Source organism: Ruegeria sp. D4 (genome assembly GCF_056534475.1).
Map to the genome: position 1 here is coordinate 210,661 of NZ_JBQFPJ010000006.1, position 26,861 is coordinate 237,521.

General features: G+C 58.5%; 34 protein-coding genes and 1 tRNA gene. 19 read left to right on the top strand and 16 right to left on the bottom strand.

The genetic code is table 11. The annotated features are described in order from the left end of the window. Nucleotides 1–444 (top strand): low molecular weight protein-tyrosine-phosphatase, encoded by a 444-nt coding sequence (locus ACR0MI_RS11410; RefSeq protein ID WP_170614905.1) that lies wholly within the window; start codon nt 1–3, stop codon nt 442–444. Here the strand turns inward: ACR0MI_RS11410 and ACR0MI_RS11415 are convergent. Together ACR0MI_RS11415 and ACR0MI_RS11420 are read right to left on the bottom strand one after the other, a co-directional pair. Further along, nucleotides 441–1,391, bottom strand: a complete 951-nt coding sequence (locus tag ACR0MI_RS11415; RefSeq protein WP_170614711.1) for a LysR family transcriptional regulator — start codon at nt 1,389–1,391, stop codon at nt 441–443. The genes ACR0MI_RS11410 and ACR0MI_RS11415 overlap by 4 nt on opposite strands. Nucleotides 1,392–1,456: 65 nt before the next feature. Beyond that, complete coding sequence (locus tag ACR0MI_RS11420) at nt 1,457–1,768, bottom strand: hypothetical protein (RefSeq protein WP_170614710.1); 312 nt, start codon at nt 1,766–1,768, stop codon at nt 1,457–1,459. Nucleotides 1,769–2,288: 520 nt separating this feature from the next. Between ACR0MI_RS11420 and lepA the strand changes: the two genes are divergently transcribed. Beyond that, nucleotides 2,289–4,088, top strand: a complete 1,800-nt coding sequence (gene lepA / locus ACR0MI_RS11425) for a translation elongation factor 4 (protein ID WP_170614709.1) — start codon at nt 2,289–2,291, stop codon at nt 4,086–4,088. Here lepA and ACR0MI_RS11430 read toward each other — a convergent pair. Together ACR0MI_RS11430 and ACR0MI_RS11435 are read right to left on the bottom strand one after the other, a co-directional pair. Further along, nucleotides 4,085–4,891 carry a hypothetical protein gene (locus ACR0MI_RS11430; RefSeq protein WP_170614708.1) on the bottom strand — a complete coding sequence of 269 codons (807 nt, stop codon included), beginning with the start codon at nt 4,889–4,891 and terminating at the stop codon, nt 4,085–4,087. The two genes, lepA and ACR0MI_RS11430, sit on opposite strands and share 4 nt — an antisense overlap. A gap of 18 nt (nt 4,892–4,909) precedes the next feature. Beyond that, the gene (locus tag ACR0MI_RS11435; RefSeq protein WP_170619548.1) at nt 4,910–5,287 is read right to left on the bottom strand and encodes a hypothetical protein; all 378 of its coding nucleotides are present in this window, start codon (nt 5,285–5,287) and stop codon (nt 4,910–4,912) included. Nucleotides 5,288–5,721: 434 nt separating this feature from the next. Between ACR0MI_RS11435 and ACR0MI_RS11440 the strand changes: the two genes are divergently transcribed. Then, entirely contained in the window at nt 5,722–6,207 is a 486-nt protein-coding gene (locus ACR0MI_RS11440) for a hypothetical protein (RefSeq protein WP_170614706.1), read from the top strand. 168 nt (nt 6,208–6,375) lie between these two features. Further along, nucleotides 6,376–6,828, top strand: a complete 453-nt coding sequence (locus ACR0MI_RS11445; protein WP_170614705.1) for a hypothetical protein — start codon at nt 6,376–6,378, stop codon at nt 6,826–6,828. A 221-nt stretch (nt 6,829–7,049) separates the two neighbouring features. Here the strand turns inward: ACR0MI_RS11445 and ACR0MI_RS11450 are convergent, their stop codons facing one another. Next, entirely contained in the window at nt 7,050–7,331 is a 282-nt protein-coding gene (locus ACR0MI_RS11450; RefSeq protein ID WP_170614704.1) for a type II toxin-antitoxin system Phd/YefM family antitoxin, read from the bottom strand. 404 nt (nt 7,332–7,735) lie between these two features. On the opposite strand from ACR0MI_RS11450, the gene ACR0MI_RS11455 reads away from it, so the two are divergent. Next, nucleotides 7,736–8,053, top strand: coding sequence for a hypothetical protein (locus ACR0MI_RS11455; protein WP_170619547.1), 318 nt, complete (start codon nt 7,736–7,738; stop codon nt 8,051–8,053). 175 nt (nt 8,054–8,228) lie between these two features. Here the strand turns inward: ACR0MI_RS11455 and ACR0MI_RS11460 are convergent, their stop codons facing one another. After that, nucleotides 8,229–8,570 carry a metalloregulator ArsR/SmtB family transcription factor gene (locus ACR0MI_RS11460; RefSeq protein ID WP_170614702.1) on the bottom strand — a complete coding sequence of 114 codons (342 nt, stop codon included), beginning with the start codon at nt 8,568–8,570 and terminating at the stop codon, nt 8,229–8,231. A gap of 341 nt (nt 8,571–8,911) precedes the next feature. On the opposite strand from ACR0MI_RS11460, the gene ACR0MI_RS11465 reads away from it, so the two are divergent. The 6 genes from ACR0MI_RS11465 to ACR0MI_RS11490 all read left to right on the top strand — a co-directional run bounded on the left by ACR0MI_RS11465 (nt 8,912) and on the right by ACR0MI_RS11490 (nt 12,789). Beyond that, on the top strand, nt 8,912–9,544 hold the full coding sequence (locus tag ACR0MI_RS11465; protein WP_170614701.1) for an ATP-dependent Clp protease proteolytic subunit: 633 nt from the start codon (nt 8,912–8,914) through the stop codon (nt 9,542–9,544). A 133-nt stretch (nt 9,545–9,677) separates the two neighbouring features. Next, nucleotides 9,678–10,946 (top strand): ATP-dependent Clp protease ATP-binding subunit ClpX, encoded by a 1,269-nt coding sequence (clpX, locus tag ACR0MI_RS11470; RefSeq protein ID WP_170614700.1) that lies wholly within the window; start codon nt 9,678–9,680, stop codon nt 10,944–10,946. 199 nt (nt 10,947–11,145) lie between these two features. Beyond that, complete coding sequence (locus ACR0MI_RS11475) at nt 11,146–11,505, top strand: RidA family protein (protein WP_480441905.1); 360 nt, start codon at nt 11,146–11,148, stop codon at nt 11,503–11,505. A gap of 79 nt (nt 11,506–11,584) precedes the next feature. Continuing rightward, nucleotides 11,585–11,968, top strand: coding sequence for an NADH:ubiquinone oxidoreductase subunit NDUFA12 (locus ACR0MI_RS11480; protein ID WP_170614698.1), 384 nt, complete (start codon nt 11,585–11,587; stop codon nt 11,966–11,968). A gap of 12 nt (nt 11,969–11,980) precedes the next feature. After that, nucleotides 11,981–12,433, top strand: a complete 453-nt coding sequence (mlaD, locus tag ACR0MI_RS11485; protein ID WP_170614697.1) for an outer membrane lipid asymmetry maintenance protein MlaD — start codon at nt 11,981–11,983, stop codon at nt 12,431–12,433. Continuing rightward, nucleotides 12,430–12,789 (top strand): DUF2155 domain-containing protein, encoded by a 360-nt coding sequence (locus tag ACR0MI_RS11490; RefSeq protein WP_170614696.1) that lies wholly within the window; start codon nt 12,430–12,432, stop codon nt 12,787–12,789. The genes mlaD and ACR0MI_RS11490 overlap by 4 nt, the downstream gene beginning before the upstream one ends. Here the strand turns inward: ACR0MI_RS11490 and aat are convergent. The 4 genes from aat to ACR0MI_RS11510 form a co-directional block, all read right to left on the bottom strand. Further along, nucleotides 12,753–13,385 carry a leucyl/phenylalanyl-tRNA--protein transferase gene (gene aat, locus ACR0MI_RS11495; RefSeq protein ID WP_170614695.1) on the bottom strand — a complete coding sequence of 211 codons (633 nt, stop codon included), beginning with the start codon at nt 13,383–13,385 and terminating at the stop codon, nt 12,753–12,755. The two genes, ACR0MI_RS11490 and aat, sit on opposite strands and share 37 nt — an antisense overlap. A gap of 48 nt (nt 13,386–13,433) precedes the next feature. Next, a complete protein-coding gene (accC, locus tag ACR0MI_RS11500) occupies nt 13,434–14,783 on the bottom strand; it encodes an acetyl-CoA carboxylase biotin carboxylase subunit (protein ID WP_170614694.1) in 1,350 nt (449 codons plus the stop codon). A gap of 9 nt (nt 14,784–14,792) precedes the next feature. Next, nucleotides 14,793–15,296, bottom strand: coding sequence for an acetyl-CoA carboxylase biotin carboxyl carrier protein (gene accB, locus ACR0MI_RS11505; protein ID WP_170614693.1), 504 nt, complete (start codon nt 15,294–15,296; stop codon nt 14,793–14,795). Between the two features lie 152 nt (nt 15,297–15,448). After that, complete coding sequence (locus tag ACR0MI_RS11510; RefSeq protein ID WP_170614692.1) at nt 15,449–15,985, bottom strand: LuxR C-terminal-related transcriptional regulator; 537 nt, start codon at nt 15,983–15,985, stop codon at nt 15,449–15,451. A 278-nt stretch (nt 15,986–16,263) separates the two neighbouring features. Between ACR0MI_RS11510 and ACR0MI_RS11515 the strand changes: the two genes are divergently transcribed. The 5 genes from ACR0MI_RS11515 (at nt 16,264) to ACR0MI_RS11535 (ending at nt 22,129) form a co-directional block, all read left to right on the top strand. Continuing rightward, the gene (locus tag ACR0MI_RS11515) at nt 16,264–17,505 is read left to right on the top strand and encodes a short-chain fatty acyl-CoA regulator family protein (protein ID WP_480536163.1); all 1,242 of its coding nucleotides are present in this window, start codon (nt 16,264–16,266) and stop codon (nt 17,503–17,505) included. Between the two features lie 78 nt (nt 17,506–17,583). Then, nucleotides 17,584–17,964, top strand: coding sequence for a response regulator (locus tag ACR0MI_RS11520; RefSeq protein WP_170614691.1), 381 nt, complete (start codon nt 17,584–17,586; stop codon nt 17,962–17,964). Beyond that, a complete protein-coding gene (locus tag ACR0MI_RS11525) occupies nt 17,961–18,275 on the top strand; it encodes a hypothetical protein (protein WP_170614690.1) in 315 nt (104 codons plus the stop codon). The genes ACR0MI_RS11520 and ACR0MI_RS11525 overlap by 4 nt, the downstream gene beginning before the upstream one ends. Continuing rightward, entirely contained in the window at nt 18,263–20,941 is a 2,679-nt protein-coding gene (locus ACR0MI_RS11530) for an ATP-binding protein (protein ID WP_170614689.1), read from the top strand. The genes ACR0MI_RS11525 and ACR0MI_RS11530 overlap by 13 nt, the downstream gene beginning before the upstream one ends. Before the next feature lie 78 nt (nt 20,942–21,019). Then, entirely contained in the window at nt 21,020–22,129 is a 1,110-nt protein-coding gene (locus ACR0MI_RS11535; protein ID WP_170817191.1) for a FliM/FliN family flagellar motor C-terminal domain-containing protein, read from the top strand. On the opposite strand, the gene ACR0MI_RS11540 is transcribed toward ACR0MI_RS11535, so the two are convergent. From ACR0MI_RS11540 to ACR0MI_RS11555, 4 genes are read right to left on the bottom strand one after another with little or no spacing between them, the layout of a single operon-like run. Further along, on the bottom strand, nt 22,130–22,561 hold the full coding sequence (locus ACR0MI_RS11540; RefSeq protein WP_170614687.1) for a TIGR01244 family sulfur transferase: 432 nt from the start codon (nt 22,559–22,561) through the stop codon (nt 22,130–22,132). A 9-nt stretch (nt 22,562–22,570) separates the two neighbouring features. Next, the gene (locus tag ACR0MI_RS11545) at nt 22,571–23,002 is read right to left on the bottom strand and encodes a DUF6691 family protein (RefSeq protein WP_170614686.1); all 432 of its coding nucleotides are present in this window, start codon (nt 23,000–23,002) and stop codon (nt 22,571–22,573) included. Next, nucleotides 23,002–23,424: a YeeE/YedE thiosulfate transporter family protein gene (locus ACR0MI_RS11550; RefSeq protein ID WP_170614685.1), complete on the bottom strand. Its 423-nt coding sequence runs from the start codon at nt 23,422–23,424 to the stop codon at nt 23,002–23,004. The genes ACR0MI_RS11545 and ACR0MI_RS11550 overlap by 1 nt, the downstream gene beginning before the upstream one ends. 33 nt (nt 23,425–23,457) lie before the next feature. Beyond that, complete coding sequence (locus ACR0MI_RS11555) at nt 23,458–24,321, bottom strand: MBL fold metallo-hydrolase (RefSeq protein ID WP_170619544.1); 864 nt, start codon at nt 24,319–24,321, stop codon at nt 23,458–23,460. A gap of 253 nt (nt 24,322–24,574) precedes the next feature. Here ACR0MI_RS11555 and ACR0MI_RS11560 point away from each other — a divergent pair, with 253 nt between their 5' ends. After that, a complete protein-coding gene (locus ACR0MI_RS11560; protein ID WP_170614683.1) occupies nt 24,575–24,790 on the top strand; it encodes a hypothetical protein in 216 nt (71 codons plus the stop codon). Between the two features lie 10 nt (nt 24,791–24,800). Here the strand turns inward: ACR0MI_RS11560 and ACR0MI_RS11565 are convergent, their stop codons facing one another. Further along, on the bottom strand, nt 24,801–25,019 hold the full coding sequence (locus tag ACR0MI_RS11565; protein ID WP_170614682.1) for a hypothetical protein: 219 nt from the start codon (nt 25,017–25,019) through the stop codon (nt 24,801–24,803). 163 nt (nt 25,020–25,182) lie between these two features. Here ACR0MI_RS11565 and ACR0MI_RS11570 point away from each other — a divergent pair, with 163 nt between their 5' ends. Next, nucleotides 25,183–25,452, top strand: coding sequence for a DUF2312 domain-containing protein (locus ACR0MI_RS11570; RefSeq protein ID WP_170614681.1), 270 nt, complete (start codon nt 25,183–25,185; stop codon nt 25,450–25,452). Between the two features lie 193 nt (nt 25,453–25,645). On the opposite strand, the gene ACR0MI_RS11575 is transcribed toward ACR0MI_RS11570, so the two are convergent. Continuing rightward, nucleotides 25,646–26,521, bottom strand: coding sequence for a hypothetical protein (locus ACR0MI_RS11575; protein WP_170614680.1), 876 nt, complete (start codon nt 26,519–26,521; stop codon nt 25,646–25,648). 180 nt (nt 26,522–26,701) lie between these two features. Here ACR0MI_RS11575 and ACR0MI_RS11580 point away from each other — a divergent pair. Next, a tRNA-Thr gene (locus ACR0MI_RS11580) sits at nt 26,702–26,777 on the top strand. Nucleotides 26,778–26,861 lie beyond the last annotated feature (84 nt).

The window sequence follows — 26,861 nt, forward strand, 5'->3', positions numbered from 1 at the left end:
ATGACCCACCGTATCCTGTTTGTCTGTCTCGGCAATACCTGCCGCTCACCCGCGGCCGAGGGCGTGTTCCGCGCCCGTGCCCCGCAGCACGAAACCGACAGCGCCGGCACCATGGGCTGGCACACCGGCAATCCGCCCTATGGCCCGATGCAGACCGCCGCCAACACCCGGGGCATCGACCTGAGCGACCTGCGCGCGCGGCAGTTCCTGGCGGCCGATTTCAACCGGTTCGACCTGATCATCGGGATGGACGCCAGCAACTTGGCAGACATCGAGGCCTTGCGCCCACCGGGCAACCAAACCCCTGTCCGCCTGCTGACAGACTTCGCGCCCCAGACCGGGGCCGACCATGTGCCCGATCCGTACTATACCCGTGATTTTGACGGTGCGCTTGACCTGATTGAAGCGGCGGTCGAAGGGCTGGACGCCCATCTGAGGGCTTAGCCGATCACCTTCAGCCGGTCGCTGAGCCACGGCACCTGCTCGATCGCGGGGTCAAGGATATGGCTCCGCATCAGCCTTTGAATCATGCCCGCAATCTCGCGCGGAACCTCGTCGGGCCAGTCCGTGCGGGTGAACAGTGAGATGGTGCGCGAAAACTCTCCGAACGGGGCCGGATAGACTTCAAGCCCGTCATGAAACCGCGCCGCCCGCATATAGCCCAGCGGTGTGGTGATCGCCCAGCCCAAGCCCCGCGCCACCATCGCCATCAGCGCCAGATGCGAGCCGATCTCGAACCGTTCCTCGAACTCGACCTGCTGCCGCGCCAACTGGCTCTCGATCTGGCGGCTGATCAACTGTTCGCGGGCATACCGCAGGAACGGCAAGTCCCGCAGCGCGGCCTCCACACCTCCGGCGCCTTTTGGGGCCACCAGTATGAACGGATCGCGGACCAGAGGGTACTCGACCACGCCCTCCAGCACCTCGCCGCTATGGGCCGAGACCGCCAGATGCAGCCGCTGGTCCTCAAGCGCCTGAAACAGGTCAAGGCTGGACAGCGTGATCAGCTTGAATTTCGACCGGGTCAGGCTGTCGGCCAGCAACGTTGCCAGCCGTGGGGTCAGTTCGTTGTCGAAATCGTCGATCAGACCGATGGACAGCGTGGCCAGATGCCCCAGGTCCATTACGGAAAGCTCGCTCTGCGCCATCTGCAATTCGGCCAGCACGGCTCTGGTCCGGGCCAGAAAGCTGCGCCCGGCCTGCGTCAGCCGCATCGGTCGCCGCCCATGATCCACAAGCTCGGCCCCCAGCGCGTTTTCCAGATTGCGCAACTGCTGGCTGACCGACGGCTGGCTTAGCCCGGTGATCTCGGCCGCCTGCGCCACCGATCCCGTCCGCGCCAGCGCCTCGAACACTTCGAGGCCGCGCAAGCTCAGCCCTTTCATAACCATGCAAAATCCTCTCGCTGCGCCTTTTCTGAGGGGCAGCGGGCGTCAGGTCAAGGATTGCGTCCGGCTTAGCTGCAGATCGCCTGCGCCATCTGGCCGAAGTTCTGATACCGATCCCACAGCGCGTCATCGCGCGCAGTTTTCGACATCTTCAACTCCTGCGCCTTGTGTGGGTCGGTAAACCACTTGGCGACGGTCTTCTGGTCGCTGCGCGTCAATGCCTGATTGGCCACATGCTGAATGCAGCTGCACCGATCCCGCGTCGCCGCCGCCCGGTCGGACGCCAGACATGCCTGTTTGATCTTGGCCGCATACGAAGGGGCCGGAGCCACCGCCGTCAGCGACGCCGCACAGAATGCGATTAAGAGGAACTGTTTCATACTCGAGCCTCGTTTTTATTGCCTGCCCGGAGAGATCTGACGCCCCTCTCGGTCTGCGGCGGAGTATGAATTAATCGGGGGTTCGGATCAATCATGCGTTGCGAAAAAGTGATTACTGGGGTCAACCCCGCCACACCCGTAGGCCGGGCTTCAGCCCGGCACCGGTCAAGGCAGGAACGCCAACCACTCTTGAACAGCTTCAATTGACCCTTCGATTGTCTGGAATACTCGGCAGTATGCACTGGCCCCGGCGACCGGAATGTTCCATCGGATAACCCCTTCTTCGGCAGGATCAGTTCTGCGCGCACCAGACCTGCAGGTCTTCCAATCCAACCTTCAGCATCGTCCCTCAGGCAAGACACGATTGCCGACGCAGGTGACGGCAGTTTCACTGCAACCCACCGCAGAGCACAGTATTGTCGGCATTCGTTTGCCAAGCTCCAATTCTTTCTTGGCTCAGGTTCCGATTGCAGTCGTTCTCCACCTTGACCGCCTTAAAAAACCCGCTAATACGCGGAACATGACAGACCTCGCTCATATCCGCAATTTCTCCATCGTCGCGCATATCGACCATGGCAAATCCACCCTTGCCGACCGGCTCATCCAGGAGACCGGAACGGTGCAGGATCGCGACATGAAGGAACAGTTGCTCGACAGCATGGATATCGAGCGCGAGCGGGGCATCACCATCAAGGCCAACACGGTCCGCATCGACTATACCGCCGACAACGGCGAGCAATACGTGTTGAACCTGATCGACACCCCCGGCCACGTCGACTTCGCCTATGAGGTCTCGCGGTCCATGCGTGCGGTCGAGGGGTCGCTGCTGGTCGTGGACTCGACCCAGGGGGTCGAGGCGCAGACGCTGGCCAACGTCTATCAGGCCATCGACGCCGATCATGAGATCGTGCCGGTGCTGAACAAGATCGACCTGCCCGCGTCCGACTGTGACCGCGTGGCCGAACAGATCGAGGACGTGATCGGCATCGACGCGACCGACGCCATTCAGGTCAGCGCCAAGACCGGGCAGGGCATCCACGAGACGCTGGAAGCCATCGTGCGTCAGTTGCCCGCGCCGAAGGGCACTCTGGACGCGCCGCTCAAGGCGATGCTGGTCGACTCGTGGTACGACGCCTATCTGGGTGTGATCGTTCTGGTCCGCATCATGGACGGCACGTTGAAAAAGGGTATGCGGGTCAAGTTCATGTCGAACGGCACCCTGCACCATGTCGACCGCGTCGGCGTGTTCAGGCCCGAAATGCAGATGATCGACAGCCTTGGCCCCGGCGAGATCGGCTTTCTCACCGCCTCCATCAAGCAGGTCCGCGACACCCGCGTCGGTGACACCATCACCAATGACCGCAATGGCACCGAGGTTGCCCTGCCGGGCTTCAAACCCGCGCAGCCGGTGGTCTTCTGCGGCCTCTTTCCCGTGGACTCGGCCGAATTCGAGGACCTGCGCGACGCGATCGACAAACTGGCCCTGAACGATGCCAGTTTCAGCTTTGAAATGGAAACCTCGGCCGCGCTGGGCTTTGGCTTCCGCTGCGGTTTCCTGGGCCTCTTGCACCTCGAGGTCATCCGCGATCGCATCGAACGCGAATATGATATCGACCTCATCACCACCGCGCCGTCGGTGATCTACCACGTCTTCATGAAAGACGGTGAGATGATCGAGCTGCACAACCCCGCCGACATGCCGGACCTGTCCAAGGTCGACCACCTGGAAGAACCGCGCATCAAGGCGACCATTCTTGTTCCGGATGAATACCTCGGCGACGTGCTGAAACTCTGCCAGGACCGCCGTGGCATCCAGATGGATCTGACTTACGCGGGCAGCCGCGCCATGGTCGTCTATGACCTGCCGCTGAACGAGGTCGTCTTTGACTTCTACGACCGCCTGAAATCGGTGACCAAAGGCTATGCATCGTTCGACTACCAGATGACCGGCTACCGTGAGGACGCGCTGGTCAAGATGTCGATCCTCGTGAATGACGAGCCGGTCGACGCGCTGTCAACCATGGTTCACCGCGACCGGGCCGAGATGCGGGGCCGGGCGATGTGCGAAAAGCTGAAAGATCTGATCCCGCGCCACATGTTCAAAATCCCGATCCAGGCCGCCATCGGAGGCAAGGTCATCGCCCGCGAGACCCTCTCAGCGCTGCGCAAGGACGTGACCGCGAAGTGCTATGGCGGCGACGCCACGCGGAAACGCAAGCTGCTGGATAAGCAGAAGGCGGGTAAGAAGAAGATGCGCCAGTTCGGGAAGGTCGATATCCCGCAGGAGGCGTTTATTTCTGCGTTGAAGATGGATTCCTAGTTTGAACTCGGGTTCGAGACTTGATTGCCTTGCGCGGCTGCACCTGTTGCCTCTTGCTGCTGTGCTTGTTCAAGGAACGATCGTAGCCGAAGTTGTTCTATGCTGTATTGGAAGTTTGCGCTGCGTCTTGCGTTTATCCTTTCGGATGCATTGGCAGCTATCATACGACCGAACTCTGAAGCAAATGCCGTACATTCTTTCATGAAGCGAGTTTTCAGTTCTACTTTTTCGAGCGGGGTTAGTTGTTTTGAGGAGATGTCAGTCATTGGGTGCAATTCCAAGCTTCCCTTGATGCACAACTCCAATGGAACAATGAAGTTTAGTGTCACGAGCAAATCAATCATTTGCTCTTCGTAAAAATCCTTTGTTATCCCGTCATTCATGCGCGCTTCGCAAAGCCTATACATGCCATCGCGAATTGCTTGGATGCCCTGCGTGCGACTGAATAAGTCTTGAATGGTGCTGTTGGTTAACAGATCAAGCGCGGCATCTGCACCGGAATTCTGATCATTTGGGTCTGAGGCCGTTTCTGAGTACCCTGAAACTGAAGCCGCCAACTCGGTAGCTATTGTTGCCATTGCATCGGGTGAAGGTTCTGCACACGCAAAATCACCAATTGAAATGATGGATCTTTTAGACGCGTCGAGAGTGAGAGTGCTCGCAGGTCCAACTGAGTGTTTAATAGCAACATAAGGTGAAGCTGTCACAAAAACTGTCAAAAAAACAATAATGGTAATGAGCACAGCAATTGCTACCGATAGTATTGCCACCGAATGGCTTTTAATCCATTCTACGTAGTCCATTCAAAATCAATTCTCCAATTAATCTACTTTGAAAATACCCTTTGGATTATATACTTGGTTCGAGCCATACGGATTAATGGGCTGCCCATTTACCGCACCGAAAAGATGCTCGGAACCAAAACTGCTTTTTGAGAACGTGTCATACTGAGCACTGAGGCCGCTAACATAGTTATGTCGGTTGGGCGAAGCTTCCATCAGGTTTCCCAGTGCTTTGTTACCTTCAACCAAGGCATTTGAGTCGTATTGCGGTCCAGACTGGTCAGTCATGTTGACATTTGCCCCGGTGCCAATCACCACTCCTGAGCCAAATACGTCTCCTTCCTGCGCAGCTACGATGCTAACTCCTACAATACAAAAAACAGCACTGATAGAAGATATGCGCATTGCTCGAATCATTAGCAAATTCTCATCGTGTTGCTCATACGGATTTCATACTAATCAAAAGTTAATCTAACTGAATTGACATAAAAATACAAGAATTGGTGATCTTAACCTAGACTTCTCAATCGTCGAACATCCTGTCAAGTGGCCCATCCGACAGCACCGCCGGGCCGCGCCGACCCGCCCCCATGGGGCGGCGCGTTCGCGCCCCGTGGCTCCGCCCGTTCGCGGCTGAATTCGTCCACTGGACGAATTCCGGGACGCCGCTCACCCTCTCGGGCCAACCGCTGCTCTCAATTCCACCGACCACCCGCTGCGCCATACGCGCGATTAATACCCAACCATCTGATCAGAATGTGGTATTGTCTATCCCGGGGGACCGCGTTCAGGTGGACGCATTTCTTGTCCAGAAACTTGCAACGCCCAGGCCTCAGAAACGAGAGGGTATAATGCAAAAGTTCTTTCAGACGACCGCAATATCTGTCCTTGCCATCGGACTGTTCGCCGCCTCGGCATCCGGGGAAACCTATGATTCCGAGGGCAAGGGGATGGGTATGAATACCAACGAAGTCTACGGCATTTCTGACGGCCACGCGGTGGTGAAGACGCAGACCAATTACGACAGTTTCGAGGTCCCGTCCGGCCATCCGCTGGAAGGGGCGACAGGGGCCTGCTTTGGCGCTTTGCTGATCAATGCGGGCGCGGCCTCGGGCACCGGCAACTGCGTGTTCGACACCGCGTCAGGGGACAAGGCGGTGCTGAGCTGGGTCGCCAAGGGCCTCGGCGCGGATGGCGCGCTGACGGGGGACTGGACCGTGTCGGGTGGCACTGGCGGATGGGGCACCGCTTCGGGGAGCGGCACGTTTTCGTCGCTGACCGATCCGGAAACCAAGACGTTCGTGAACACGATAACCGGCAGTATCACGATGAACTGATTTAACAGTTTAAAGCAATGGTATCTGGCGCGCGGGCAGGGGTTCGCGCGCCCGATCCGCGTGGGCATCGCCTGAGCGTTAGATGAACCGATCATGAAGTTTCCCTTAGGTAAGTTGTAACCCGCTTTCGCCCTCCCAATCTGTTTTGCAGAGAGAAGGAGAGAGCCCATGACCAGATACATGACCGCCGGAGCCGCCGCTCTGGCCACCACCCTCGCCCTTGGAACCGCCGCGCTGGCAGATGCCACACCGGATCTGCGCGGCACCTGGGCCGGCAGCTACACCACGGTTTCACCCTCGCGCACCGCCACCGGTGACGTGCCGCGCTTTAACAATGCCGAATGGGTGCTGCATATCGAAAAGCAGCAGGACAACGTGTTCTGGGGACCCAGCAAATGGCGGCGTGCGGCCAGCGAGGACTGGACTTTCTATGACGCCACCGGCTCGGTCAGTCTGGACGGGTCGGGCAAGATCGGCATCGTTGAAAGCTCGGCCGATCCGACGATTGGCGTGAATGCCCTGATCGATGCCCGCTATGAGGATGGCAAGATCTATGCGGATTTCCGTAGCCTGCGGAACGGAACGACCTACAGCACTGTTCTGGAACGTCAGGTGAACTGAAGTGTTTCCGGCCCGGTCGGGCTGTAGGGGGTACTGGCTGTCGTTGGTAGCGCGTAATAGGTAATCCCGCCCGGGCCGGAACGCTTCTCAAAAACGGAACCAGCGTCTCCGCCAGGAGGGGACAGGCCGGGCGGCAAGCTCGCCGCCCGCGACAGGGTCCAGACCGCCCCGCGCAAGAATGCGGCGTTCCTCGGCGCGGGTCATCTGGATTTCGCGAACCTTCAGCGCGGCCCCGCGCGCGGTGACATAGGTGCCGTCCGGCCCCGGTTCCATCCCCGGAATGTTCCGCCCCCGGACCACATTCCGCGGATGCCGCTCAGAAGGTGTTTCCACCCGATTTCGTCATCTTCCTGCAGGTGCCAGATCCGGCTGGCCTCGGTGATCGAGATCAACGCAGCCAGCGGTTTGCCGTGGCGGGTCCGGATGATCACCTCGCGGGGATCCTGGGCGCGGGTGACCAGATCACACAGATGGGCGCGGGCGTGGGAAATTGTGCAGCGCATCGGCGAATCTCCGTATGTACGATTCGAAAGATCGCGGGTTCGATGAATGTACAAACCCTGCAATTTCGGCCTAGGGCACTGCGCGGGGCCTTCGCACCTGCAGAAATCGCCCAAAATTGGGCCGCTGTTTCATGTCCGGACTTATCCACCCTCAACCCCACGCGGCATCGCGGATTTCAGAGTTGTCCACAACTCTTTCCCGGCGGATACCAACAGGTTATCCCCGTCTAATTTTCATGCTGCAGTGCTATTTTCTTGTCGGTTGAGGGTGTGAATGTAACAGTCTGATCACCGCAGCGGTTCTTAGGAACCCAAGCGGGGCGCAAGGGCCAAGGGGGCCGCGGTGATGAAGGCGGATCTTAGGATTTGGTTTTGATCACAATGGCTTACCGGTGGAGGATCGGTTGAGTTGGGCTTTATGTCCGGATCAGATGGTCAGCCTCTCAGACGGTTCGTGCGTGCTGCGCCGCGACATTGAGCGTGACGTAGCGGCTTTGGTCCTTTCGGGGGCCGGGCAACCGGATCGTGATGTCTTTCTGGACAGATCGGACCGGCAAGGCGTCAGGGGTGTCCGCAAGGATACATGCAAAGACCGCGTCTGCGCACCTGACGCCTTTTCCTTTTTCGAACCCCGGGTTCATACAGGCTGCCACTACTCACCTGCCAACGAGAGCGGGGTTCTTTTGCTTGAGCAAAAGAACCCCGCATTTGTGTCAGGATAAGCAATGCCGCGTCTATGCACCTGTGGGTAACATCCTACATGACCTTTTTGAGGTGCGCAACTATATATAGGGTGCACTGCTGCCGCCGACGCAATATGCGGAGGACCTTCGGCGGTTGTTCAGTATGTGACCATTGAGTTATTCGGTCTGCCCGTTGTCCGTAGTGGAACAGTTGTCAGGCGTGTTTCCCAGCGCAGAACAGCTCGTAAACCACTTCCAGTATCCGGCGCGGGCGATCATCTGCCAGGCGGTAATAAATGGCTTTGCCTTCCCGGCGGGGCGTCACAAGGCCTTCCAACCGCAAACGGGAAAGTTGTTGCGATACAGCGGCCTGACGGGCAGACAGCAACGTCTCCAGCTCGGTCACAGATTTCTCTCCGGACACCAGATGGCACAGGATCATGAGGCGACCCTCGTGACTGATAGCTTTTAGAAAGTTGGACGCTTCTGTGGCGCTGGTCACCATACGGTCTAGGTCTTCAGGGTTCATGTCCTGTGCGAGCTGAGGCAGTGCCATTTTTCCGATCCTTCTTGGCCCGATAAAGGGGCAGGTGTTAACCAATTACAGACGCTCAATATGGGCTGTGTAGATACAGTTATTGATCATGCATCACAATATGCACGCATCAAAATACCGTGATGGAAGACACAGGCCACCGAAGCCAAACCGCATTTCGATGATTTTCCGGACACCGATCCGAACCACGAGCGCCCTCAAATGCCACTCGACAATTCCAAAAGCAAGAATACCTGACCGATGTCAGCCGACCCCTTGCGGCCCCTCTGTGCCGATACTAAGACTCGTGTAACTTTTCTTCGGGTAGTGTCCCGATCCATAGCAAAGCAGGCAGGTTCCGAATGTTCGATCCCGTAGACACATATATGAACACTCTTGTCCCGATGGTCGTCGAACAGACCAGCCGGGGCGAGCGCGCATACGACATCTTCTCGCGCCTCCTGAAAGAGCGGATCATTTTCATCAACGGTCCGATACACGATGGTATGAGCCACCTGATCGTGGCGCAGCTGCTGCACCTTGAGGCGGAAAACCCGAACAAGGAAATCTCGATCTACATCAACTCGCCCGGCGGCGTCGTCACCAGCGGTTTGTCGATTTACGACACAATGCAGTACATCAAGCCGAAATGTTCGACATTGGTGATCGGTCAGGCGGCCTCGATGGGTTCGGTTCTGCTGGCTGGGGGCGAGAAAGGCATGCGCTTTTCGCTGCCCAACAGCCGGATCATGGTGCACCAGCCCAGCGGCGGCTATCAGGGTCAGGCCAGCGATATCATGATCCATGCGGCCGAGACGCAAAAGCTCAAGGATCGCCTGTATGATATCTACGTGCGTCATACCGGACAGACCAAAAAGGCGGTTGAAAAAGCGCTGGATCGTGACAATTTCATGAGCCCGGAAGAAGCCAAGGACTGGGGCCATATCGACGAGATCGTCGAAAACCGCGCCAAGATGGGCGGAGAAGAGGCCTGAGTTCAAAACCTCGCGCGCACTGCGCGAGGTGCGATTTTGAGATTGTAGCGGCCCCGGCGCTGGCCTAAGCTGCGTCAAAAGGCGGCAAGCGCGGCTCGAGGGGGTCGCTGGGATGGAGCCCGAAAGGTAGAACATGGCGACGAATTCAGGCGGTGACGGCAAGAACACGCTCTACTGCAGTTTCTGCGGCAAGAGCCAGCATGAGGTGCGCAAACTGATTGCCGGCCCGACCGTGTTCATTTGCGACGAATGCGTCGAGCTGTGCATGGATATTATTCGCGAGGAAACCAAGGCCAGTGGCCTGAAGTCTTCGGATGGCGTGCCAACGCCCAAGGATATCTGTGAGGTGCTGGACGATTATGTCATCGGTCAGGCCACTGCCAAACGGGTTCTGTCGGTTGCCGTGCACAACCACTACAAACGGCTGAACCATGCCCAGAAGGCGGGCAATGATATCGAACTGGCGAAATCGAACATCCTGCTTATCGGCCCCACCGGTTGCGGCAAGACCCTGCTGGCGCAAACGCTGGCACGGATTCTGGATGTGCCATTTACCATGGCGGATGCGACGACGCTGACCGAGGCCGGATATGTGGGTGAGGATGTCGAAAACATCATCCTCAAGCTGCTTCAGGCCAGCGAATACAACGTCGAGCGTGCGCAGCGCGGCATTGTCTATATCGACGAAGTCGACAAGATCACGCGCAAGTCTGAAAACCCATCGATCACCCGCGATGTCTCGGGCGAGGGCGTCCAGCAAGCGCTGCTGAAACTGATGGAAGGCACCGTGGCCAGTGTTCCGCCGCAAGGTGGTCGCAAGCATCCGCAGCAGGAGTTCCTGCAGGTGGATACCACGAATATCCTGTTCATCTGCGGTGGTGCGTTTGCCGGGCTCGACAAGATCATCGCGCAGCGCGGCAAGGGTTCGGCCATGGGTTTCGGCGCAGACGTCCGCGAGAATGACGAGCGTGGTGTCGGCGAGATTTTCAAGGATCTTGAGCCGGAAGACCTGCTGAAATTCGGCCTGATCCCGGAATTTGTCGGCCGTCTGCCGGTTCTGGCCACGCTGGAAGATCTGGATGAGGACGCGTTGGTTACCATCCTAACCAAGCCCAAGAACGCCTTGGTCAAGCAATATCAGCGTCTGTTCGAGCTGGAAGATGCCGAACTGGCCTTTACCGATGACGCATTGCAGGCAATCGCCAAGAAGGCCATCGAACGCAAGACCGGCGCGCGTGGTTTGCGCTCGATCCTCGAAGACATCCTGCTGGATACCATGTTCGACCTGCCGGGGATGAAAAACGTGACCGAAGTGGTGGTCAACGAAGAGGCCGTGATGTCAGACGCTCAGCCTCTGTTCATCTATGCCGATGCCGGACAGGAATCCGCCTCTGCGGGTTGATCGGACGCGGTTTCAAAAAATCGGTTGGTTCGGCCTTTCGAGGGGGGCGCTGCCCCCATCGCGGCGGGCCGCGATTCCCCCGGGATATTTTTAGCCAGATGAATAAAGGATCCCGTGTTCACCTGGCCGCAAATATCCCGGAGCGCGAGGCGGAGCCTCGCAAAATCACCCCCGGATGAACCTTCTTAAGGAGAGCAGTGTGATCAAGCGTATTTCCTCGGGCGGCGAGTTTGAGGCCAAGGTCGGGTATTGCCGCGCGGTTGTGGCCGGTGGGTTTGTTCATGTCGCGGGCACGGTCGGGCAGGGCGATACGGTGGCCGAACAATGCCGGTCCGCGTTGGGTATCATCGAAAAGGCACTGGCCGAGGCCGGAGCGGGTTTCGCCGACGTGGTTCGGGTCACCTATATGCTGCCGGACCGTATGGAATTTGCGCCGTGCTGGCCGATCCTGGCCGAAGTTTTCGGAAAGCACCCTCCGGCAGCGACGATGATCGAGTGTGGCCTGATCGACCCAAAATACAGGATCGAAATAGAAGTAACCGCGGTTTTGCCGGAATGACGCAGATGCGTTGCGTGGTACTGGACCTTGCCCGGCCTTTGGTCCATACCTTCCTTGACTTAAATGCCGGAGGCAACCGATGGGAATCCTGAACACTCTATTGCGGGCGGTGACCTGGTGGAATGGGGCGACCCTGAACACACGGATTTTCACCTCGCGCAATGGCATCAAGGTTGGCGAAGACAACGAAGGCAATGTTTTTTACCGCAATGCCGATGACAGCAAGCGCTGGGTCATCTTCAATGGCGAGGTCGAGGCCAGCCGGATCGATCCGGATTGGCATGGTTGGCTGCACCGTACCTGGGATGAGCCGCCCACCGACAAACCGCTTGCGCACAAGTCCTGGGAAAAACCGCATCAGGAAAACCTGACGGGAACAGCTTTGGCATACATGCCTGCTGGATCGTTGCGCCGGGCCGTACCGGTCGAGCGATCCGACTATGAGGCCTGGAGCCCGGAATAGGCGAGGCGAGCGATGTCTACCCATAACATGACCGAAGTCTTGGTCGGCGGTGTTGTACTGGCATGCGCCGTCGCATTTGGCGTTTATGCCAGCCAATCCACCGGCCTGTCGCAAAACCGCACAGGCTATGAACTGGGCGCATCCTTCCGATCCCTGGAAGGTGTGGGGGTCGGAACAGACGTGCGCTTGGCGGGGGTGAAGATCGGGACTGTAACGGGTGTTGAACTGAACGCCGATACATACCGTGCCGATACAACGTTCACGATTGCGGATGGTGTCCTGGTGCCGGATGACAGTGCCATCGTGATCTCTTCCGAGGGGTTGCTCGGCGGGAACTTTGTTGAAGTCATGCCCGGCGGTTCGCCTTTCTTTTTTGAACCGGGAGACGTGGTCGAGGATACGCAGGGTGCCGTCAGCCTGATCTCACTGCTGGTCAAGTTTGTGGCCGGAGACGGCAGCGAATGATGCGCGCCGCGCTTTTGGCGCTTGTCCTGTCCGCAACCGGCGCAATGGCCCAGCAAAAAGTGGCGTCGGGGCCGGGTGCCATGCTGCGTGGTCTGGACAAGGTCAGTGGCCAGACCGTTGATGTCGAGTTGCAAAGCGGCGAGACGCAGACCATCTTTGGGCTGGATGTCGCTTTGGGCGATTGTAGGTATCCGATTGAAAACCCCACCGGCGATGCGTTTGCCTTCCTGACAATCTGGGAACAGGGCAAGACCGAGCAATTGTTTGACGGCTGGATGATTGCAACCTCGCCCGCGCTGAACGCGCTGGACCATTCCCGTTATGACGTTTGGGTAATCCGCTGTATGACCCCCTGAGGGGTTTGAGAGATTTCGGCGGAAAAATGAGCGCTGGCATTGACCGCCCTTTCCAGAGCCTGCTGGTAGCGCGCGCGCGGGATTTCAATTGCGCCAAGCGAGGCTAGGTGCGCTGTCAGAAACTGCGTATCGAACAATTGAAATCCGGTCTGACTTAATCGGTCCACCAAATAGGCCAGGGCGATCTTCGACGCATCGGTATGGTACGAAAACATGCTTTCGCCAAAAAACGCGGCACCGAGGGCCACGCCATAGACGCCTCCGACCAATCTGTCTTGGGCGTATACTTCCAGCGAATGGGCATGGCCCGAGCGATGAAGCTGCAGATATAGATCGCGCAGTTCGGCGTTTATCCAGGTGTCCGCGCGGTCTGCGCATCCATCGACAACCCCGGCGAAATCACGATCGATTGAAACAGAATAGTCCGCGTTTCGTATGCGACGGGCCAGGCTTCGGGAAATGTGAAACCCATCCAGCGGAAACACTCCGCGCAGTTTGGGATCAACCCAGAACAGTTCAGCCGCGTCCCGGTGCTCGGCCATCGGAAAGATACCGATGGAATACCCGTGCAGCAGAAGTTCAGGAGACAGGCTCATGATTTTTGGCCGGGCATTGGGTGGGTGTGACCACCCAATGCCGCTGTCTTACTGGGCCATGTTTTGCGCAAGCCAACGCTCCAGCCAGTGAATGTTGTAGTCACCGCTGTGAATGTCGGATTCCTGCAAAAGCGCGTGGAACAGGGGAACCGTGGTGTCGATACCGTCGACGATCAATTCACCCAGCGCTCGTTCCAGCCGCGCCAGCGCTTCGGCCCGGTCACGGCCTTGCACGATCAGCTTGGCAATCAGAGAGTCGTAATAGGGCGGGATCGAATACCCGTCGTAAAGCGCCGAATCCATCCGGACGCCCAGTCCGCCCGGCGCGTGGTACGCTGTGATCTTGCCCGGGCAGGGCGAGAAGTTGGGCAGTTTTTCAGCGTTGATCCGAACTTCGATGGCGTGACCGTTGATCTCCAGATCGTCCTGGCCGAAGGACATCGGCTCACCTGCGGCGACGCGGATTTGCTCGCGCACCAGATCGACGCCAAAGATACCTTCGGTGACGGGATGTTCTACCTGCAGGCGGGTGTTCATCTCGATGAAATAGAACTCGCCTTTCTCATAGAGAAACTCGATGGTCCCGGCGCCGATGTAGTTAATCTTGGCCACCGCATCTGCGCAGACCTTGCCGATCTTGGCGCGTTCTTCCGGGGTGATGCAGGGGCCGGGGGCCTCTTCAAACACCTTCTGGTGGCGACGCTGCAGCGAACAATCGCGCTCGCCCAGATGTACGGCCTTGCCTTTGCCATCGCCGAACACCTGAATCTCGATGTGGCGCGGCGTGGTCAGGTATTTCTCGATATAGACCTCGTCGTTGCCAAAGGCGGCCTTGCCCTCGGCGCGCGCGGTCATGAATGCGCTTTCCATCTCGTCGGCATTCATCGCGACTTTCATGCCGCGCCCGCCGCCACCGGCGGTGGCCTTGATGATGACGGGATAGCCGAATTCCTCGCCGATCTGCTTGGCTGTGGCCAGATCAGGCACTCCGCCATCCGATCCCGGAACGCAGGGCACGCCCAGGGCTTTCATCGTATCCTTGGCGGTGATCTTGTCGCCCATGATGCGGATATGTTCCGCAGTGGGGCCGATGAAGGTAATGCCGTGGTCCTCGACGATCTGCACGAACTCGGCATTCTCGGACAGGAAGCCATAGCCGGGGTGAATGGCCTGCGCGCCGGTGATTTCACAGGCCGATATGATCGCAGGCATCGACAGGTAGCTTTGCGGGCTGGGCGGAGGGCCGATACACACCGATTCGTCCGCCATACGCACATGCATGGCGTCGCTGTCAGCGGTAGAATGCACGGCGACCGTCTTAATCCCCATCTCGCGCGCGGCACGGATCACGCGTAGGGCGATCTCGCCTCGGTTGGCAATCAGGATCTTGTCGAACATGGGCCCGCCTTACTCGATGATGACCAGAGGGGTGCCGAATTCCACAGCGTCGCCATCGCCGACCAGAATACGTTTGACTGTACCCGACTTGGGGGCGTGGATGTGGTTCATGGTCTTCATCGCCTCGACAATCAGCAACGTGTCGCCTTCAGACACGGATGCCCCGACAGAGATGAAAGAGGGTGCACCGGGTTCGGCCTGCATGTAGACAGTGCCAACCATGGGCGACGTCACGGCGCCGGGGTGGCTGGCGGGATCTTCGGCAGCGGCGGGCGCTTCCGCAGGGGCCGGAGCCGCAGCAGCAACGGGGGCGGCAGCGACCGGTGCAGCGGCCGGAACGGTCATCTGAACCGGGGCAGGCACGGCCTGCGACATGCGGCTGACGCGTACGTTCAGGCTGTCTTCCTCGCCATACTCGCGCTTGACCTGCAATTCGGTCAGGTCATTTTCGCGCAACAGTTCGGCCAATGCCTTGATGAACGCCACATCCGCTTCGTGCTTGGTATCTGTCATGAGTGTCCTCGACGGTTCCCCTTTGGCCCGTCTGTTTCGTGCGGGCTTTGGTCTGATTAGGCAGCGTTATAAGCCAAGCGCACGGTCATGAAAAGTGCCGTCTCGCCCTGCTAAATTGGGGTTTTACTCGGAAACGTGAGGGGGTGAGGCGCTCATAATGGCATCCCCGACAATTTGGCGACAAGCTCAGGCAGTTTCCGGGCGCCGAACTTCTCCAGAAGCCGCGCGCGGTAGGCCTCGATGGTGCGATAGCTCAGGCCCAGTTCGCCGCCGATCTCCTTGGCGGATAGCCCCCGGCACGACAGGATGGCCACTTCGCGTTCCCGCGCGGTCAGTTCGACCAGTGGCCGTTCTTCGGAGATGTCAGAAAAGCTCCAGATTCCATGTCGAAACGGGTCATCAGGCGTCAGCGAGCGTCCGCGCGCCCGGCACCAGAACAGATCGCCATTGCGCCGACGCATGACGCGTTCATCCGTGTAGTAGCCCGTATCGCGCATCACCTGCAGACTGCGCGCGCCAATGCGCTCCCAGTCGGCCACGGACGGGTAGAGATGCAGCAGAGGCATGTTGCGATATTCCGCTTCTTCGCCGCCAAAGGTGCGCGCGAATTGCAGATTGCATCGCCGGATGATCCGGTTTTCCAACTCGACAAGGCCGATCGGCGCGTATTCGAATGCAGGGTCGCTCATTTCTGTATCGTGCCGGGATTTGTGGTGAAAATGAAGTGGTATGAAGAAATAGATCGAACGGGGATGCCTGTTGGTGAATACTAAACGAAACGCATCGTGCGGTATAGCTTGTCAATTGTGTAAAGACTGCTTGAAAATAATGCCCTAAACTTCTTTTATTAATAATTTTATCTGAAAACAAATCTGGGATATACAGTAGCGGCAACCGAAGGGAGGGTGCTGCAATTCGGGGTGTATTGACAGGAAGCCGTATCAGGGAACGTCGGCAGATTGCTGGTATGCGCCAGTCCGAACTTGCCCGGCAGGTCGGCATTTCGGCCTCTTACCTGAATCTGATCGAACACAATCGACGCCGGATCGGCGGTAAGCTTTTGGTCGATATAGCGTCAGTTTTGATGGTGGAACCTTCGGTACTGACGCAAGGTATCGAGGCCACGCTGATTTCGGCTCTGCGTGAGGCTGCGGCGGAATCGGTCGGCCATTCCGCCGAAATTGACGGGCTGGAAGAATTTGCCGGACGCTTTCCTGGGTGGGCGAAGGTGCTGGCACAGATGCATCGGCGGGTCGTGTCGCTTGAACGCACAGTCGAAACACTGTCCGATCGCCTGACGCATGACCCGCACCTGGCCGCATCCATGCACGAGGTTCTGTCAACGGCAGCAGCGATTCGATCCACGGCAGCCATTCTGGTCGACACCCGGGATATCGAGGCCGAGTGGCAGGACCGATTTCATCGAAATCTGCATCAGGATGCAGAGCGTCTGGCCGACAGTTCAAAGGCGTTGGTGGCTTATCTGGATGACAACGACTCGGTAAACGATCGCCGGGGTGTGCCGCTGGAAGAGGCCGAGGCGTTCTTTTCGGATCATGCGCACCATTTCCCAATGATCGAAGAGAACGGAGCGACCGGCGAAATAGACCTCAACGCGCTTGATTCTGGTGCCGCCAGGGCCGTCACGCGCGATCTTCTGGGGCTTTATGCACGGGACGCACAGGCCCTGCCGCTTGAGCCACTGAAGGCAGCCCTGGCTGATACAGGAACAGATCCGCTGAAACTTGCGGCCCGGTTTTCGGTCGACCACGCCACGGTATTGCGCAGGCTGGCCTTTTTGCCCAAGGACACGCTGACCCGCCCGACAGGCCTCGTGATCTGCGACGCCTCGGGAAGCATCCTTTTCTTCAAGCCGGTACAAGGGTTTGCCTTGCCGCGATACGGCGAAGCCTGCCCGCTGTGGCCGTTGTATCAGGCGTTGAACCGGCCATTGGTGCCGATCCGCAGGCGTGTTCTGCAACTTGGCAGAACAGCGGCAGAATTCGAGTGTCATGCGGTGGCCTGGCCGCATAGCATATCGGGTCACGAGGACGGGCCGGATTACCGGTCTGTCATGCTGGTGCAACCGGTCGAGTTTGCCGGAGACACAAGTAATGCAAGTGTCCGCGCCGGTCCCGGCTGCCGCGTGTGTCCAAACCCGGAGTGCGGGTCGCGCCGCGAACCGTCGATTCTGAGTGAAGGTTTTTGACAGTTTCGTAACATAGCGCTTAATCTGAATGTGACAGGTCGCCAGGCGCGTGGCCGGTCTCGGGGAGGAATTGCAAATATGAGCCGTAAGGTTCTGTTGATTGAGGATGAGCCGAACATTGCTGAGGCCATTCGGTTTTTGCTGACGCGTGAAGGCTGGCAGGTCGAAACCCATGCCGAGGGTACGAATGCGGTTGAAGTGATTCAGGGGGCAAACCCTGATCTGGTGATACTGGACGTGATGTTGCCGGGTAAAAACGGCATGGACATCCTGCGGGATTTACGCGAGCTGGACGAGATGAAAGCTCTGCCGGTCCTGATGCTGACTGCGCGGGGCCAGTCCCGTGACCGCGAGATGGCTGAAAATGCCGGGGTCAGCCGGTTCATGACCAAGCCGTTTTCCAATGCCGAAGTTCTGACAGCGGTGCGGGACCTGCACGCACAGGCCACCCGGACATGAGCCAGAGCGAAGACCATCAGCCGCCAGCAGGGCGGTCTTCGCTGTTTCTTGAACGTCAAGGCTATCGTCGGCGCAGGTTGATGGATGCGGCCCGGTTGCTGCCCGTTCTGGGTGGCGCCCTTGTTGCAATCCCGCTGTTATGGCCCTCGGTAGATAGCGCCGCGGCCGGTGTTCCATTGTCCTCGGCCATCTATTACATCTTTGCCTGCTGGGGGCTGCTTATTCTGGCCAGTGTGGGATTTGGCTATGCGGCCAGGCGTTTGTCCCGGCGCGACGAAACCGAGGCGGATACGGATCAATGGCAACGCTGAACGTCCTGATCCTGGTCTGCCTGGGCTATGTCGTGTTGCTGTTTGGCGTTGCGTTCGCTGCCGACAGAATGGCGGCAGCGGGCAAGGGCAAATGGCTGCGTTCACCGCTGATATATACACTGTCCCTGTCGATCTACTGCACCGCCTGGACCTTCTACGGTGCGGTCGGAAACGCAGCCCGTTCGGGGCTGGAATTCGTGACCATTTATCTGGGGCCGACTTTGGTGATGATCGGTTGGTGGTGGGGCCTGCGCAAATTGGTCCGGGTCGGACGCAGCCAGCGCGTGACTTCGATCGCGGACCTGATCTCATCCCGCTACGGCAAGTCGAACACGCTGGCCATCTGCGTGACAATTCTGGCGGTACTGGGCGGTACGCCCTACATCGCGCTGCAATTGCAGTCGATAACCCTGTCCTTTTCCATTTTTGCCGAAGCAGACCCCTCGGGCCTCTATCGCGAAGGTTCCAGTGTATTCTGGGTCGCGGCAGGTCTTGCCGTTTTTGCAATCCTGTTCGGCACACGCAACCTGGACGCGAACGAGCGACACCACGGTGTGGTGACGGCCATCGCTCTGGAATCCGTGGTAAAACTGTTCGCCCTGCTTGCCGTCGGTGCGTTTGTGGTCTGGGGCGTTGCGGGTGGGATCTCCCCGATGATGGAGCGTATCGACGCGTCGGATATCGGTCGATGGAACGTGGATGCGGGCCGATGGACCACTTTTGTTTTCCTGTCCGCCGCTGCCTTTGTCTGTCTGCCGCGCATGTTCCAGGTCATGGTGGTGGAAAACGATGACGAAAGTCATCTGCGAACCGCTGCATGGGCATTTCCGCTGTATCTGCTGCTGATGAGTCTGTTTGTCGTTCCGATTGCCGTTGTGGGGCTGGATCTGTTGCCCGAAGGCTCGAACCCGGACCTGTTCGTTCTGACCGTGCCGCTGTCGCAGGGCAATGACTGGCTGGCGATGCTGTCCTTTATCGGCGGGTTCTCCTCGGCCACGTCTATGGTGATCGTGACTGCGATGGCGCTGTCGACCATGGTATCGAACCATATCGTCATGCCAATCTGGCTGAGCACGCAGGAAGGTTCCGGTTCGGTTTCGGGTGACGTGCGCAACGTGGTGTTGATGTCCCGCCGGGTGTCCATCGCAGCCCTGATGGCGCTGGGCTACTTTTACTACCGGCTGTCGGGGGGCGGGGCGGCTTTGGCCTCGATCGGTCTGATTGCTTTTGCGGGTGTATCCCAGATTCTGCCGGCAATGGTCGGCGGCCTGTTCTGGCGCGGTGCCACTCGAACCGGAGCACTTGCCGGGCTCAGCGTTGGGTTCGTCCTGTGGATCTACACCCTGCTTCTGCCGGGAATGGGCGGCGCCATAATGCCTGACAGCGTTGTGCAGAACGGGCTGTTCGGTTGGGGCTGGCTGCGGCCACAGGCGCTGTTCGGGATCGAGGGGATCGACCCGATGGTGCATTCCGTCCTGTGGTCCATGTCGCTGAACACCGTTGCCTTCTGTATCGCCTCGCTGCTGAGCTTTCCCAGCCCGCTTGAACGCCTGCAGGGTGCGCAGTTCGTCAATGTCTTTGATCACTCTGTCGCGCCGGGTGGCTGGACCGGTTCGGTCGCTCAAAGCGAAGATCTGATGATCATGACCCAGCGGATTCTGGGTGCGGGTCCCGCGCAGGAGTTCTTTCAGTCCGAGGCCAGACAACAGGGCGGGCGCGCCGATCTGCCTGAACCGACGCCGGGGTTTCTGGAACGGCTGGAACGCGAGTTGAGCGGTTCGGTTGGTGCCGCTACAGCCCATGCCATGATCGGACAGATCGTTGGCGGTGCATCGGTTTCCGTCGAAGATCTGTTGGCGGTCGCGGACGAATCCGCGGAACTGCTGGAATATTCTAGCAAGCTTGAGGAGAAGTCCGCAGAACTCAGCCGCACGGCGCGGAAACTGCGCGAAGCCAACACGAAGCTGACGCAGATTTCCGAGCAAAAGGACACGTTCCTCAGTCAGGTCAGCCACGAATTGCGTACGCCAATGACCTCGATCCGGGCTTTTTCCGAGATCATGCGTGACACGGACGGGCTGAAGCGCGAGGAACAGACCCGATATGCCGCGATCATTCATGACGAGGCGTTGCGTTTGACGCGTTTGCTGGACGATCTGCTGGATCTGAGTGTTCTTGAAAGTGGCAAGGTCAGTCTGAATATGGGGGACGACACGCTGCGCTCGGTCCTGGATCGAGCGGTCGCCAGCGCGCTTGCGGGAACCGAAAAGACTCTGAGTGTGCGGCGGGTGCGTGGTGCTGAACGGATTCCGCTGCACACGGATCTGGACCGCCTCGCCCAGGTGTTCATCAACCTGATTTCGAACGCTCAGAAATACTGCGACGCGACCGATCCGGAACTGACGATTTCCGCTCATGACATTGGCGGTCAGGTGGTGATTGACTTCGTGGACAATGGCACTGGCATCCCCCCCGAAGCGCGTTCGGTTGTGTTCGAGAAATTTGCCCGCGTAGGGGTCGAAAAGGCCCAGGGGGCGGGGTTGGGTCTGGCGATCTGCCGCGAGATCGTGCAGCGGCTGGGCGGCGAGATCAACTATCTCGCGGGGCAGGGCGGGGCGGCGTTCCGGGTCAGCCTGCCGCTGGCCTACCGGCAGGCTGCGCAATAACGGCCGTCTAAAGACATTCGTAACTTTGGCTGGGTTACACCTGAACCTGGAATTCGGAATAAGGTGGCGAACAGGGCGATGACACAACCCGTCAATGCGGCTTTGGCGCGTAAGCTTGCAATCAGGCCGACCGAACCCGACGACACGCCCCGACCGGTGCTGCGGGCCCTCCGACTGGCACTGGCCAGGGCGGCGGGCGAACAATGGAACCTACCACTAACTGTAATCGGCGCAAAACAGACGACCTGCCCGCAGGACGGGTTGGCTGACCTGATAGGGAAAGACTGGCTTTTGCTGTTGTTTCGGGCGGACAATGGGGTCATGGCTGCCGTTTGTCTGAACCCCGGCGCTGTGTCCGCGATCGTGCAGGCGCAAGCCTTCGGTGAGGTGCTGCCGGGTGAACCTCAGCCGCGCCCTTTCACTGAAACAGATGCGGCCATGGTGGCACCTCTGATCGAAGATACGCTGGCTCGGTCCGTCGATCTGGTCGCCTTGGCGTCCGATCAGGCGAGCCTGTCGGGGTTTGAGTTTGCTTCCCGCCTGCCGGATACACGGGCCTTGTCACTGGCGTTGGTGGAAGACAGATACCGCCTTTTCGACCTGACTGTGGAGCTGGGCGGAGGGGCGCGGCAAGGTCAGATGTGCTTTCTGCAACCCGAGCCAGCACAGGTTGCGGAAACCGGTGACGCGGCCATTCAGCAAACAGGGCCCCGACTGGATCAGGCGACTGGCGTTTTGCGGGCTGAACTGAATTCTGTGATCTGCCGGATGTCGCTGCCCCTGACGGGATTGTCGGAACTAAAGGTGGGCGATGTTGTTCCCCTGACCGGCGCAAGGCTGGACCGTACCAGGCTCCTGACGATTGACAAAAGCCCCGTCGCTGTCGGTTGTCTGGGTCAATGTGGGGGAATGCGCGCTGTTCGGCTGAATGAGCAAGGAATTACACCTGTTCCCGCCGATGCGGCAGCGTTGGCATTTCTGGAAAGCAAGCCCGACGAAAAACAGTCGATCCCCAAAGATCCAACCGCACAAGTCGATGCGGTTGAGGCCTCCTTGCCAAGAGACACGCGTTTGCTGACATCAGCCGATGCGGAACTGAATTCTGAGGACACGGACCAAATGGCCGCCGAGATATCCCAGCTTGCTGGATTGACCGGGCCGGAAACCGACCCGGGCCATAATTTCTGATCAGCTTTTTTCCTTGCGCATGTGATCCAATGCCGGACGCAGGTTGTCCAGCATGTAACCTGCATTGGTTGTAGCGGACAGGATGTCATCCGTGCTCATCCGATCACATTGTCCCAGCGCCCAGACCACCGAGCATCGCGTGCCTGATGCGCAATAGGCCAGAACCGGCCCGCTGCAGCTTTCCGCCAGTTCACGTTGAAGCGCCACGTTCTCGGGGGTCATGGTCTGGTGTGTCAGTTCCAAAACCTCGTATTCCATCCCTGCATCGCGAACTGCCTGTCCGATGGCGTCAGACTGCATGTTCGCCGGAACTTCGATGTTGGGCCTGTTGCAGATGACTTTAGCAAATCCAGCCGCAGCGATAGCTGGCACATCCTCGACCGTGATTTGTGGCGAGACGGCATAGCGGGGGGTGATTGGTCGAATCTCCATTCTGATTGCTTAGGCCGGGTTTGCGGTTCTGTCCAGTTGCGAACCAAGGGTTGGAGCCATCAACATTCCCGTGATCATTGCGACCATAAACACAACGCCGCCAACCCCGCCGTAGCTGAGCGACGCAATGGCCGGGCCCGGGCACAATCCGGCCAGCCCCCAGCCGGCCCCGAACAGAACCGATCCAATGATCAGACGGCGATCCAGTTCCGATGACGGTGCGGTCGGAAACTGCCCACCCACCAGAGGTGCGCGGTTGGTCGTCAGCTGCCAGGCAACCAACATAGGCAGAATTGCACCTCCCATCACAAAGGCCAGGGTCGGATCCCAATTGCCGAACACGTCCAGCCAGCCTTGCACCTTGGTGGTGTCCGTCATGCCCGAGATCAGAAGACCCGCGCCGAAAAGGGATCCGGCAATCAGAGAAATCAGAACGCGCATCAGATCACCCCCCAGACGTGCCGCAGCAGGGCAATCGTCAGCCCGCCCGCGGCGATGTAGACAATCGTGGCAACGATTCCACGCGCAGAAAATCGCGAGATGCCGCACACACCGTGCCCGGAGGTGCAGCCGTTCGCGATCCGGGTGCCGACGCCAACCAGAAGGCCGGCGGCTATCACAACCGCGATGTTTCCGGCCAGATGGGTTTCAGCTTGCGGATTCATCAAGGGGCGAAGCAATGCCGGTATGGCGACAACACCGGCGATGAACGCCAAACGCTCGGTCATTCTGCCGCTGCGATCCACCAACCCGCCAAGGATACCGCTGGCGCCCATGATGCGGCCGTTTCCCAACAGATAAACCGCTGCGCCAAGCCCGATCAGAAGGCCTCCGGCGAGGCCCCATATCCAGTCTGCATTCATGTTGTTTTGCCTTCTTCTAAGCGCCTGTACGCGTCAAAGCTTGTTGAGGGGCAGCTTCAGAAACACGTCGCCTTTTTCGTCCGCAGGCGGCATCTGCCCGGCCCGCATATTGACCTGTAGCGATGGCAGGATCAGCCGGGGCATCGCCAGTGTCGCATCCCGCGCATCCCGCATTTCCACGAATTCTTCGATGCTGCGTCCCTGTCCGATATGTACGTTCAGCGCCTTTTGCTCGCCCACCGTCGTTTCCCAGGCAAACTCATCGCGTCCGGGTGCCTTGTAGTCGTGCCCGACGAAAATCCGGGTTTCATCCGGCAAGGACAGGATTTTCTGGATCGAGGCATACAGCATTTCGGAGGAGCCGCCCGGAAAATCGCAACGTGCTGTTCCGAAATCGGGCATGAACAGGGTGTCCCCGACAAAAGCCGCGTCACCGATCACATAGGTCATGCAAGCCGGGGTGTGCCCGGGCGTATGCAGAACGTCGCCCCGCATCTGGCCGATGTGAAAGCTGTCATTTTCCGAGAACAGAGCGTCGAACTGACTGCCGTCGCGTTGGAATTCCGTACCTTCATTGAACACCTTGCCGAACGTGTCCTGCACCGTGACGATCTGGGCGCCTATCCCGATCTTTCCGCCCAACTCCTGCTGCAGATAGGGCGCGGCCGACAGGTGATCCGCATGCACATGGCTTTCCAGAATCCATTCGACTTTCAGTCCGCCGGACCTGACGTATTCGATGATCCGGTCTGCCGAACCCGTGCCGGTCCGCCCCGATGCATGGTCAAAATCCAGCACGCTGTCGATAATTGCGCACGCAGTGCCTTCGGGCTCTTGCACGACATAGGATACGGTGAATGTATCCGGATCGAAAAAGGCTTTCACTACTGGTGTCATGCACACCCCCATTAAACGTATCACATATCATATAGTAAATTCGGAATGTGATGCAATCATCAATTCCTTGTTGATGTCGGTCAAGGCATTCTGACTCGGAACCGCATAAAATTCATGCAGTGCGCGCAAAGTGGCGAAATCTTCCCCGGGAACCGGCGGGAATCCGCAACCTTGGGTGGAAATGTTCTGAAAGTCGCAATACCGTTACTTACTACGCATATCTGCAAGACTGGCACCATTTGGGAGGATGGAAATGTCGAAACAGAATCTCTACTCAGAAGCTGAACAACTGGAGCGTCAATTGCAGGGTGCATGCCTTGAAACACGACTGGCCCTTCAGCCCTCCGTCAGCAAAATGATTGACCGTCTGCATCAGCGGGGGCTGCATGTGCCGTCCCGCCTGAAGCGTCTGGATGCGTCGCTGTGCGAAGACGCCATGGAAGCGCGCTTCGACAACCTGCCAGTCTGAGCTTAGTTGGTCATCCGAACGAGATGCCGAGGATGACCAGCATCAGCCCGATCACCGATAAAAACAATGAGGCGAGGTTCCACGGCAGAACGCTTTGAACAGCCGCGCGCAATTCATCATCCGAAAGACCGGCCTTGCGCGCCTTCATCACGCGCAGAATGCACCAGACCAGCCCGGCCAGCCCCGCCAGCGAAAGAGCGGCACCGCTCCATGTGATGAGTTCGAACATGGGTTTCCACATATTGCCTTTTTCTCAAGCTGCGCTTAGCGGATCAGGCCGGATGGCACAAGCCTGGCCCGCTATTGGGTGCTTGCGGCCCGGACGGCACCGATGTATCCGGCATATTGCCCGATGTCACAGCATCAGACCGCAGCCTCTGGGAGAGACGTAAATGGAAGACATGACCGAAGATCAGGCCACCGCCAACTACCGTGTGACGGCGGGTGAATTGCGCCAGTTCATCGAACGGTTCGAGCGCCTCGATGCCGAAAAAAAAGACATTGCCGAACAGCAAAAAGAGGTGATGGCAGAAGCCAAGGCGCGCGGCTACGACACCAAGGTCATGCGCAAGGTAATCGCGCTGCGCAAACGGGACAAGGACGACATCGCCGAGGAAGAGGCGGTTCTTGAAATGTACAAAGAAGCTTTGGGTATGAGCTAGGCTCAGAACCACGGGGTTCTGTGCTGCCATTCTGCTCGGGTCTTAGGGGGAAGCCAGCGAATTTCGGGCTGTCGCAGCGTTCAGGCGCAGTGTGGGTCTTCAATCCTTGCTAACGCAATTCATCAAACCCAATACGAGGTTCACCCGCGGCGGTAGCACCCCATACCGGATGACTGCTACCCTCGGCCGACCATCAGGGTTTCAGAAAGCGAATGCCCGGCATGGATTGAATTCGGGCTAGGTCCTGTTCGTAAAGCTCGGAAAACGCTTCGACTATATCTGCGCTCCAGCCGGGCAATTCCAACTCCTCTTCAACCTCTTCAGGCAATGCGTGTGTTTCAAAGATCCCGGCCAGTTCCTCGCGCAGAACATGCTTGTCGGGTTGAGGGTCCTGACGGATCAGCGCCAGAACCTCGCGCTTGCCGGGTTCCGTCAGCAGGGAAGAGAGGAAGGCATATTCATCCTGCATCACCACATCGTCGTCTAGCCCGGCCATCGCGCGCAGCACATCCCCCCAGATCAGAGGCGTATCCTCGTTGCACCAAAGCGTTATGCCGACCCCGGGTGCAAGATCGCGAATATCTTCTATCGTGCTGAGCCAACTCAGGCAGCTCAGATCGGTGTCCCGGAGGATCTGATCGCGACGGTCTTGCGGAAGTGCCGCTAGGGTTTTCGGAATGAAGCTTGCGGGATTGATCAGCCCGAAAAACAACTCGACCTGATCATTGGGGAAGGCGTGTTCCAGGATGGCCATGCGTTGCCCGGCCGCAGGATAGAACTGTCCATCCTTTATGGCCTCGACCGGCTCACCGATGAAATCCGGGCTGGTGAATATTGTTCGCTGAGTGTTTTCGTCATCCGGCAGTATTTCCATAAGCCGGACAAGCTCATCAGTGGAAACCGGATGCGATCCTATCGCGTTGAACACAGGCCGAAAAACCTGTCGATAGCGCCGTGGTCCAACCAGAGACACCCCATGCGCAGACAGGATGTTCAAATTCGCCTGCAATGAGTTCAGCAGCCGACCATCGTCCGCAAAAGCTCCGCCTGCGTGAATGACAACCTGCATCTTTCTGTTTCAGCCCTTGCGTCCTCATGGTGCCTTGTCGGGTTACAGCCTGCAGCAACCACAGTCAAATTCGCAACGGGGAACAGTGGCACAGTTATCAAAACGTTCTGGGAAAGATTTCCATGCGGGCAATAATTGTGGGTTGCAGTCCCTTTCCGGAGAGAGTAATCGAACGCCAGCGCCCCTATAGCTCAGCTGGTAGAGCAACTGATTTGTAATCAGTAGGTCCGCGGTTCGAGTCCGTGTGGGGGCACCACTTTAACATCCAGTTGCGTCCGATTTTGACTGATAGTAGCTTGTAGTTGCAGGATTTCTACTGTCGGATTGTTCGATGTTGTCC